At 59.7% G+C, this 10,339-nt stretch carries 8 protein-coding genes; 3 read left to right on the top strand and 5 right to left on the bottom strand.

Going from position 1 to position 10,339, the window contains the following annotated elements:
• Positions 1 to 89: 89 nt before the first annotated feature.
• Complete coding sequence (locus ACNA0I_RS24070; RefSeq protein WP_415808550.1) at positions 90 to 965, bottom strand: LysR substrate-binding domain-containing protein; 876 nt, start codon at positions 963 to 965, stop codon at positions 90 to 92.
• Between the two features lie 152 nt (positions 966 to 1,117).
• Between ACNA0I_RS24070 and ACNA0I_RS24065 the strand changes: the two genes are divergently transcribed.
• From ACNA0I_RS24065 to ACNA0I_RS24055, 3 genes are all read left to right on the top strand, one after another.
• On the top strand, positions 1,118 to 2,812 hold the full coding sequence (locus tag ACNA0I_RS24065; protein ID WP_415808549.1) for a thiamine pyrophosphate-binding protein: 1,695 nt from the start codon (positions 1,118 to 1,120) through the stop codon (positions 2,810 to 2,812).
• 172 nt (positions 2,813 to 2,984) lie between these two features.
• Positions 2,985 to 4,178 carry an acyl-CoA dehydrogenase gene (locus ACNA0I_RS24060; RefSeq protein ID WP_415808548.1) on the top strand — a complete coding sequence of 398 codons (1,194 nt, stop codon included), beginning with the start codon at positions 2,985 to 2,987 and terminating at the stop codon, positions 4,176 to 4,178.
• Positions 4,179 to 4,463: 285 nt separating this feature from the next.
• Complete coding sequence (locus ACNA0I_RS24055) at positions 4,464 to 4,805, top strand: hypothetical protein (protein ID WP_415808547.1); 342 nt, start codon at positions 4,464 to 4,466, stop codon at positions 4,803 to 4,805.
• A 392-nt stretch (positions 4,806 to 5,197) separates the two neighbouring features.
• On the opposite strand, the gene ACNA0I_RS24050 is transcribed toward ACNA0I_RS24055, so the two are convergent.
• The 4 genes from ACNA0I_RS24050 to boxC form a co-directional block, all read right to left on the bottom strand.
• Entirely contained in the window at positions 5,198 to 5,641 is a 444-nt protein-coding gene (locus tag ACNA0I_RS24050; protein ID WP_415808546.1) for a MaoC family dehydratase, read from the bottom strand.
• Positions 5,642 to 5,770: 129 nt separating this feature from the next.
• Positions 5,771 to 7,039 (bottom strand): benzoyl-CoA 2,3-epoxidase subunit BoxA, encoded by a 1,269-nt coding sequence (boxA, locus tag ACNA0I_RS24045; RefSeq protein ID WP_415808545.1) that lies wholly within the window; start codon positions 7,037 to 7,039, stop codon positions 5,771 to 5,773.
• A 44-nt stretch (positions 7,040 to 7,083) separates the two neighbouring features.
• Entirely contained in the window at positions 7,084 to 8,511 is a 1,428-nt protein-coding gene (boxB, locus tag ACNA0I_RS24040; RefSeq protein ID WP_415808544.1) for a benzoyl-CoA 2,3-epoxidase subunit BoxB, read from the bottom strand.
• A gap of 93 nt (positions 8,512 to 8,604) precedes the next feature.
• Complete coding sequence (gene boxC, locus ACNA0I_RS24035) at positions 8,605 to 10,263, bottom strand: 2,3-epoxybenzoyl-CoA dihydrolase (RefSeq protein ID WP_415808543.1); 1,659 nt, start codon at positions 10,261 to 10,263, stop codon at positions 8,605 to 8,607.
• Positions 10,264 to 10,339: the final 76 nt, after the last annotated feature.

Raw genomic sequence — 10,339 nt, 5'->3', positions numbered from 1 at the left:
CGGCCAGACCAGGCGATCGGGCCAGCGCGCCCTTNACACGACGAGCCCCGGCGNCNAAAGAACCCCGATTCCCGCATGCAAGCAACCCCCTAAGCCACCGACCGCAGCCACCGCTCAAACGCCCGCAACGCCTCAGACCTCTCATCCCGCTGCGAATACCCGAAGTAATACCCCTGCCCCACCGTCAACACCTGCGGCACCGGCTGCACAAGCCTCCCCTCCTCCAACGCCGGATAAGCCAGAAAATGCGGCACCAGCCCCACGCCTAAGCCGGCCTCCGCAGCCGCCAGCATCATGGTGAAAAGCTCGTAACGCGGCCCACCCGCCGCTTGAGGCCCATAAGATTGACCATTAGCCGCATACCAGAGCCGCCAGGCATCCGGCCGGGAGCTCAAGTGCAGATGAGTCAACCCAGCCAGGCCGTCCTCTTCGCGACGTGGCAAATGCGGGGCGCAGACCGGGACGAGTTCCTTTTCCGGAAACAGCAGCACGCCTTGAGTCCCCGGCCAGAGACTCGTGGCGTGATACAGCGCCCCGTCGAATGGCTGGTCCTTGAACTGAAATGGCAGCGTGCGCACCGACAGGCTCACGCTAATGTCGGGATACTGCTGTTGAAAACCCGGCAAACGCGGAATCAGCCACGTCGTGGCCAACGTCGGCACCACCGCAATGTGAATGCTGCGCCCCATCCCGGTGCGGCTGACCAGGCCGAACGTGTCCTTTTCGATCTGATCCAGATGATGGCGGATGCGGCCCGCATATTCGGCGCCATGCTCGGTCAGCACAATACGCCGGCGCACGCGCGTGAATAGTTGCACGCCCAGGCGAGCCTCCAGGCTGGCTACCTGACGATAGACAGCGCTATGCGTCAGTGCGAGCTCCTCCGCCGCGCGGGAAAAGCTCCCCAGCCGGGCCGATGCCTCGAAAGCCTGCAAGGCGCTCAGATTAGGAATGCCATTACGCATAAAGAAACATCGCAAGGTTGAACACTACGTGCTGACAAGTCACTATATTGTGCAATTTTATCAATTGCATTGTGCAAGCGAGGAACATTATGCTCAATAGCTTGCTATCCGGCTGATTTTGCCTGCCCGCTTATTTAATTACCGGCTTACCTATGACTATCGCGACGACTCCTTCCCGTGCCCGCCTGGGCGGACATATTCTGGTCGATCAACTGGCCGCCCACGGCGTCAAACACGTATTCTGTGTCCCCGGCGAAAGCTATCTGGCCGTGCTGGACGGCCTGCATGACGCCCAGATCGACGTCACGGTCTGCCGCCAGGAGGGCGGTGCGGCCATGATGGCCGACGCGCACGGCAAACTCACCGGCGAGCCCGGCATCTGCATGGTCACCCGCGGCCCCGGCGCCACCAACGCCATGGCAGGCGTGCACATCGCCAAGCAAGACTCCACGCCGATGATCCTGTTTGTCGGCCAGATCGAGCGCGGCATGCGCGAGCGCGAGGCTTTTCAGGAAATGGATTACCGTGCCGTGTTTGGCACGCAGGCAAAATGGGTCACCGAGATCGATCAGGTCGAACGTATTCCTGAACTGATCTCCCGCGCCTTTCATATCGCCACCTCGGGCCGCCCGGGCCCGGTCGTGATTGCGCTGCCCGAGGACATGCTGACCGAAACCGCCACGGTGGACGATGCGCCGCATTACGAGGTGATCGAGAGCGCCCCGACGGCAGGCCAACTGAGCGATCTGGAACAACTGCTGTCTCAGGCACGCTCTCCCGTGGCCATCCTGGGCGGCACCCGCTGGAGCGCCGAGGCTGTCGAGCAGTTCACCGCCTTTGCCGAGCGCCTGGCGCTGCCCACGGCGGTATCGTTCCGCCGCCAGATGCTGTTCCCGGCGGATCACCCCTGCTTTATCGGTGACGTGGGCCTGGGAATCAACCCGGCGCTGCTCAAACGCGTGGCCGATGCCGATCTGATTTTGCTGGTCGGCGGCCGGATGTCGGAAAACCCCAGCCAGGCCTATACCCTGCTCAACATCCCGGTGCCGGCCCAGAAACTGGTACATGTGCATCCGGACAGCGCCGAACTCGGCCGCGTGTACCGTCCGACCCTGTCCATCAACACCTCGCCCGCCGCCTTTGCCCAGGCCCTGGCTAGCGTCAAAGGCCCTGCGCAACCCGCCTGGTCCGCCGACACAGAGACCGCCCGCCAGTCGTATCTGGCCTGGAGCGACCCCACCTCGGTGCACACACCGGGTCAGCTGCAGTTGGGCGAAGTCATGGCCTATCTGGAAAAAACGCTGCCTGCCGACGCCATCATGACCAACGGCGCCGGCAACTATGCCACGTGGCTGCATCGTTTCCACCGCTTTACGCGCTACGGTACGCAGTTGGCCCCGACGTCCGGATCCATGGGCTATGGCCTGCCGGCGGCCGTCGGCGCCAAACGCGTCCAACCCGAAAAGACCGTCGTGTGTTTTGCAGGCGATGGGTGCTTCATGATGCATGGCCAGGAATTCGCGACGGCCGTGCAATACGGCCTGCCCATCCTCGTCTTGCTGATCGATAACGGGATGTACGGCACGATCCGCATGCACCAGGAAAAACACTATCCCGGCCGCATTTCCGCCACCCAGTTGCAGAACCCCGACTTTGCCGCGTACGCGCAGGCCTTTGGCGGCTATGGCGAGCGTGTCGAAACGACAGAACAATTCGCGCCGGCGTTTGAACGCGCCCTGGCCAGCGGCAAGCCCGCCATCCTGCATTGCCTGATCGACCCGCAGACCATCACGCCGTCGACCACGCTGGACAAGATCCGCGATGCCGCGCTGAAGGCGCAGCAATAAACCCTGCGTCAACCCGTCAACCGGGTTGACNCGCCGGCACTTCAAGATCATTTAGACTTAAAGCATTAATATCGATCCGGACTCTCGCAACGCCCTATCGCTGCGCAAACCGAATCAACGTATTAACCCGATATACGCATTCCCCGTATTTCGCTCTATACCGGAGACCCGCATGTCCTCGAATCCTTCCTTTCACTGGCAAGACCCGCTGTTGCTCGACCAGCAACTGACTGATGAAGAGCGCATGGTGCGCGACGCTGCCGCGGCTTATGCGCAAGACAAGCTGGCGCCGCGCGTACTCGACGCATTTCGCAACGAACAGACTGATCCGAAGATCTTTGCCGAGATGGGCGAACTGGGCCTGCTGGGCGCGACGATCCCCGTTGAATACGGCGGCGCCGGCCTGAACTACGTCAGCTATGGCCTGATCGCCCGCGAAGTCGAGCGTGTGGATTCGGGCTACCGTTCGATGATGAGCGTGCAATCGTCGCTGGTGATGGTGCCGATCAATGAATTCGGCAGCGAAGCGCAAAAGAAAAAGTATTTGCCCAAGCTGGCCAGCGGTGAATGGATCGGCTGCTTTGGCCTGACGGAACCCAACCACGGTTCCGACCCCAATGGCATGGAAACCCGCGCCGTGCTGACTGGCGACCGCTACAAGCTGAGCGGCGGCAAGATGTGGATCACCAACTCGCCTATCGCTGATGTGTTCGTGGTGTGGGCCAAATGCGTGGGCGGCGAGTTCGATGGCAAGATCCGCGGCTTTATCCTGGAAAAAGGCATGAAAGGCCTGTCCGCTCCCGCTATTCACGGCAAGGTCGGCCTGCGTGCGTCGATCACCGGTGAAATCGTGATGGACGAAGTCGACGTCCCGGCCGACCAGATGATGCCTGGCGTGTCCGGCCTGCGTGGTCCCTTTACCTGCCTGAACTCGGCTCGCTTTGGCATTGCCTGGGGTGCGCTGGGTGCAGCCGAAGCCTGCTGGCACACTGCCCGCCAATACACGCTGGACCGCAAACAGTTTGGCCGCCCCCTGGCTGCCAATCAGTTGATCCAGAAAAAACTGGCCGACATGCAAACGGAGATCACGCTGGGTCTGCAAGGCTGCCTGCGCCTGGGCCGCATGAAAGACGAAGGCACCGCCGCTGTCGAAATCACCTCGATCATGAAGCGCAACTCGTGCGGCAAGGCGCTGGATATCGCGCGTCTGGCTCGCGATATGTTGGGCGGCAACGGGATCTCTGACGAGTTCGGTGTGGCGCGTCATTTGGTCAACCTCGAGGTGGTTAATACCTACGAAGGTACGCACGACGTGCATGCGTTGATTCTGGGTCGTGCTCAGACCGGGATTCAGGCGTTCAGTTGACCTTTTTCTCTGCGCTGTTTAGTTCCTTCTAGAATTCGCCTCAGCATCTTTGGATGTTGAGGCGTTTTCTTTGGAAGTGACATTGTTGGTTCTTTTGGCGCATGTGGCCATCGGGGAACAACGTCTTATTTTTTTCGGCGACGTCAGCATTAGGATGCTCGACCGATCATTACCGCTACGCTCCTGGCTCCGAATTAGCTGCAGGTTGTTTAAGCAGTGCAGCGTCTCAGCATCCCTCGATGCTTTGGGATTCGATTCTTCTCATATTCAAGATTTGGAGAAACGATGCGTGAACTTTTTTTACACGAGATCGCGAGTGTCAGCGGTGCTTCCGGTGTCCATTTGGCAGCCATCGCCGTGGGCGCTGCGGCGAATACCCTGGGCCGTATCACTGGCGAATTGATGACAGGTACACCGATGTCCTTGGCGAAATCCATAGACACATACGGGTGGGCCATGCCCCTCGCCTCAGCAGCCGCCACGACTACCTTCCGTCCAGACAAACCCGCACAGGCTCATCTGACGTACGCCGCCGCTGCTGGCTTCTTCGTCGGCCTGGGCAACCATCTCGACGACGACCTTGCCGCGCCCACAAGGCGGCGTGGTGCCTCACGCCGTAATGAGTGACCACGGCCCCGTCATGCATCAAGATGGAGGCGAGCGGCCCCCTTCCACGCGGCTCACAACAACAGTGCCTCGCACGACGGCGCACAAGCACCAACATGTGACCCAACACCCATCGCACTAGAGCCCGACGCCTATAACAAGTGCGAGTCCCGGCCGCGCGCCCGAGGGGTGTGCCGGGCCGTAGAGCGCGGATTCAGTCCGCGCAGCGGACCGAGGCCCCTGGTCATGGGCCGAGTCCGTGCGATAGGCCCGGCACACCCCTCGGGCGCGCGGCCGGGACGCCTAAATAGAGACGCTCAAGGCCAGCAGAAACAGAACCCGCCGGACGTCATCAAACCTCACCCAAGCCAACACCATCCAGCACCAGCGAGAAAACCACTCTGCGGCAACCGCTAACCAACCTGCCCCAAATCAAACAAGCTAGTCGCATCCAACTCCAGCACCGCCTCATCGTGCTGATTCAGAATCGTCCAGTTCCACGTAATAATCCCCAGATCATCCCGAGAAGTAGACCGCCTCACAGCTTGTACACGCGCATCCAACCTCAACGTATCTCCCGGCCGCACCGGCACTCGCCAACGGACCTCTCCCAGCCCGGGCGAACCAAACGATTCGGAATCATGCAATGCCGCCTCAACCGCCATACGCATCGCGAGCGCACACGTATGCCAGCCGCTGGCGATCAAACCACCCCAGCGCCCTTGAGCGGCTCTTTCCACATCGGTGTGAAACCATTGAGGATCGTACTGGCGGGCAAATGTCAGGATCTCGGCCTCGGTGACTGTCACCGGACCACCATGGATCACCATGCCTTCCTTGAATTCTGCGAATTTCATTTTTTTGGCGTCTTCAGCAAAAACCGGCGCACCTGAGTACGCCGGTAGTTTGGGTACAAGACAGGCAAAGTGCCTACGCCAAATGACGCGATGCAGAGCACCCTATGATGTGCCCCAAGCCCCTGCCAGCTAGTACGTCTCGAAATGCAGCCGCCCCTCGCGGCGCAACACATCATGCAGGATAGTCCAATCCTGGCCGGATTGCACGACCACATCACGCAAAGCGTCCAAAACGCCGGTTTCCATTCCTTTTAGTCCACAAACGTAAATACAGGTATTCGTATCCTGCAACAACGTCAACACATCGGCGGCCCGCTCGCGGATCAAGTCTTGGACGTAGCGCCGCGGTTGTTCCGCATCGCGCGACAGGGCCAGGTTGATGTCAATGAAATCGCGCGGGAGTTTCATTAATGGACCAAAATATGGCAGTTCGCGTTGCGTACGTGCGCCGAAGAACAACATCAGGCGGCCATTCGTGCCGCGTGCAATCCGGCGACGGTAACGCTCGGTCATGGCGCGCATAGGTGCCGATCCCGTGCCCGTGCAGATCATCATCAGATTGGCCTGCGCGTGATTGGGCATCAAAAAGGTATTCCCAAACGGCCCGATGACTTGCACCGTATCGTTCTTGGCCAGGTCGCACAGATAATTCGAACAGATGCCGCGCGCCGGCTGCCCTTGATGGTCCTCGGTAACGCGCTTTACGGTCAACGATAAATTGTTGTAGCCCGCGCGCTCGCCGTCGCGTGGACTCGCCAACGAATATTGACGCGCGTGATGCGGACGGCCCTGCGCATCAGTGCCGGGCGGCAATATCCCAATGGACTGACCTTCCAATACAGGAAACGGCACATTGCCGAAGTCCAGCACGATGTGATGAATATCGCTGTCGGTATCATCGTCGGTCACACGATAATTGCCGACGACCGTCGCGACAGCAGGCGTCTTGTGGCCATAGAGATTGACATAGGGATGCGCCGCAGACCACGGAGGAATCGTGGCGCCCGAGGGTGAAAAGGCGGCGGGCGCGCTGGCGGCATCGGTATCCTCGCCATCGCTGGATGCCTGGAACGCTGCCTCCTCGCCTTGGGATGCAGCATCCGTGGACACCGTGTCGGGCAACGCTTTTTCGCCAGGCAACTCATCCCAGCCGAATTGCTCCTCGACACTATAGGCCTCGGTTTTCAGCACCAGCCGCCAGTTATCGATCGATCCCGTTGGGCAAGGTGGCACACAAGCCATGCAGCCATTACAGATGGCGGGATCCACCACATAGTTGGTGCCGTCGTGAGTGATGGCGTCAATAGGGCAAGTTTCTTCGCAGGTGTTGCAGCGTATGCAGATCTCGGGATCGATCAAGTGCTGCTTCAACACCTCGGGCGGCAAAGGTGCATTCATCTTTTGCTCCGAGATATCCCGGCGTGAATGCCGGGCGCCGGGGTTCAGTTAAAACGGACGTACTCGAAGTTCACGGCCTGTCGATTCACGCCCATCACAGGCGGCGCAATCCAGTTGGCGAACTTGCCGGTCTCGACGACGCGCCCCATCAACGAGGCCACGAACGCACGGTCCTCTGGCGTGGGCAGCCATTTGTGTTGATTGGCCTGCCATTGGGCCTCGGACAGGACCTCGCCATCGGGCGCGACGCGGATGCCAGCCAGCGTACCGATCTGGCGGTTGAATGCCTTGTGCGGCACGGACAGACGGAACGGCAGTCCGCTTTTTTCGATGACCTTATTCCAGCGCCCTACACCCGCCATCGAGTCCTTGATGAAATCATCACGCAAGACCTCATTCAGAGCGTTCAACATCGGCACTTCGATTTCGCGCAGTTTTCCTCCGTCGACCGTCAACACACGATAGGTATCGTTCTTCAGTTGATGATCGTCGGTGCGCTTGCCTTCTTCGTAGCGCCCTTTCAGACCTGCGCTGTAAAAGATGGCTGCGTTCGAGGACTGATCCGCGCCGAACAAATCGATGGTGACGCTGTAGTGGAAATTGAGATAGCGCTGAATGGTAGGCAGATCGATCACACCGGCGGCGCGTATCGTGGCGGGATCATCGGTTTTCAACTCGCGCATGACTTCGCAGGTGCGCTGAATGATGCGCGAGACGCCCGACTCGCCGACAAACATGTGATGGGCTTCTTCGGTCAGCATGAATTTGGTCGTGCGGGCCAAGGGATCAAAGCCGGATTCCGCCAACGCGCACAACTGGAATTTCCCATCGCGGTCGGTGAAATAGGTGAACATATAAAAGGCCAGCCAATCAGGCGTCTTTTCGTTGAACGCACCGAGAATGCGCGGATTGTCCGCATCGCCGGAACTGCGTTGCAACAAGGCATCGGCTTCTTCGCGGCCATCGCGGCCGAAATAGCGATGCAGCAGATACACCATTGCCCACAGGTGGCGGCCCTCTTCGACGTTGATCTGAAATAGATTACGCAGGTCGTATTGCGACGGTGCGGTCATACCCAGATGGCGTTGCTGTTCGATCGATGCCGGCTCGGTATCGCCCTGGGTCACGATGATGCGGCGCAGGTTGGCGCGATGTTCACCCGGCACGTCTTGCCAGACATCGCGACCGAGGTTTTCACCGAAATGAATCTTGCGCTGACCGTCTTGCGGCGCGAGGAAAATCCCCCAGCGATAGTCAGGCATCTTTACATGATCGAAGTGCGCCCAGCCATCGGGCTCGACGCTGACTGCTGTGCGCAGGTACACGTCAAAACCATGCGAACCGTCCGGGCCCATGTCCTGCCACCATTGCAGGTAGTTGGGCTGCCAGTGTTCGAGTGCGCGTTGCAGCGCACGGTCGCCGGACAGGTTGACGTTGTTGGGGATTTTTTCACCGTAATTGATGCCTGACATGTCTGCTCTCCAGATCGGCGGCATCACTGCTGCCGAATAGTTCTATGTATGTTGCGGTTGAATCAGGATGGTCCGAGCCTGCATTCCTTGCTGCTATACGCGATTCCAATCGAACGACGCCTGCTCGCCTTTGCCGTAGAGTTTCAGCGCGCCCTTTTCGCCCGCGGCATTGGGGCGATTGAAAATCCAGTTCTGCCAGGCAGTGAGGCGACCGAATATGCGGGTCTCCATCGTTTCATGGCCGCCAAAGCGCAGGTTCGCCTCCAGCCCCGTCAATGCATCGGGAGACAAGGCGCGGCGTTCCTCGAGCGCCAGCCGGACCTCGTCATCCCAATCAATGCTATCGGGCGCAAACGTCACCAGCCCTAGTTCCAAGGCACGTGTGGCGGGCAGCAACTGCCCTCCTACTGCACGCACAGCCTCGAGCGGCAGGGTTTCCTCGTAAAAGCGTCGCTGCAAGCGGCTTTGGCCGTTGACCAGCGGATACGCGCCGAAATTTCGTTCGCCCACAACGATCTGGGCAGGCACATCGGCATCTTCGTCATCCAGCATATAGATGCGGTCGGCAGCCAAGGCCAATTCAAACAAGGTGCCGGCAAAGCACGAGCCCGGTTCAACCAACGCAAAAAGCGACCGCGACGTCACATCCAGGCGTGCCAGAGTACGTCGCAGCATGCCCGAGGTTTCGCGCACGAACCAGTGATCCGCATGCTGTTGCAAGGCGGCGTCGGCAGCGAGCACCGAGGCAATATCGCCCTCGGTTTTCAGCACCCATGTACCCAGGTCGGGTTCGTTGGTGCGCAGATTGAGAATCGCATCATCCAGTTCGCGAGCCATCTGCAGCGGCCACCAGGAGGCGCCCGCGGCCAGGATGGCATCGATTTCCTGCTCGACAGATGCCTGCGGGCCGCGGATGGTCCAGGTGGCCAGGCGTTTTTCACGGTCGTAGGCGACGTCCACGTATTGATAGGACATCCGGTTTGCCGTTTCGGTACGCGACAGCGGTGTCAAGGCGATGCCTTGCGCTTGCGCAGGACGGTCGCTCGCCGCGGCCAACTCAGCGGCACGTGCTTGTACCGCATCCTGGAATTGCGCAGGTTTGATGACCTGATCGACCAGGCGCCAGTCTTTTGCACGTTGACCGCGTACGCCTTCGACCAAGGTGCAAAAAATGTCGGCATGATCGTGCCGCACCTTGCGCTTATCCGTCACGCGGGTCAGCCCGCCTGTGCCGGGCAGCACACCGAGCAAAGGCACCTCGGGCAATGCCACGGCCGAGGAACGGTCATCCACCAGGAAAATCTCGTCGCACGCCAAGGCCAATTCATACCCGCCCCCGGCGCATGCGCCATTGAGCGCCGCGATGAATTTCAAGCCGCTATGGCGGCTGGAGTCTTCGATACCGTTGCGTGTCTCGTTGGTGAATTTGCAGAAATTCACTTTCCAGGCATGAGACGACAAGCCCAGCATGAAGATGTTGGCACCGGAACAGAAAATCCGGTCTTTCATGCTGGTGACCACGACGGTGCGCACCTCGGGGTGCTCGAAGCGAATGCGCTGCAAGGCGTCGTGTAATTCGATATCGACCCCGAGGTCATAGGAATTGAGCTTGAGTTTGTAGCCTGGCCGCAGCCCGCCGTCCTCGGCCACATCCATGGCCAGGGTGGCCACCGCCCCCTCGAAGCTGAGTTTCCAGTGACGGTATTGGGTGGGATCTGTCTGAAAATCCACGCGGGATTCGGGGCTGCTCATGGTTCTGTCTCCTGAGGGGCCTGATAGGAATAATACTGCATCAGATGCATTAAAATGCAGATTAGTGCACAAAAAA

The organism is Bordetella muralis, from assembly GCF_965139205.1.
Lineage (GTDB): Bacteria > Pseudomonadota > Gammaproteobacteria > Burkholderiales > Burkholderiaceae_B > Bordetella_A > Bordetella_A muralis.
The sequence above is the reverse complement of the archived record's forward strand: the minus strand, read 5'-3'. Positions and strand labels throughout refer to the sequence as shown.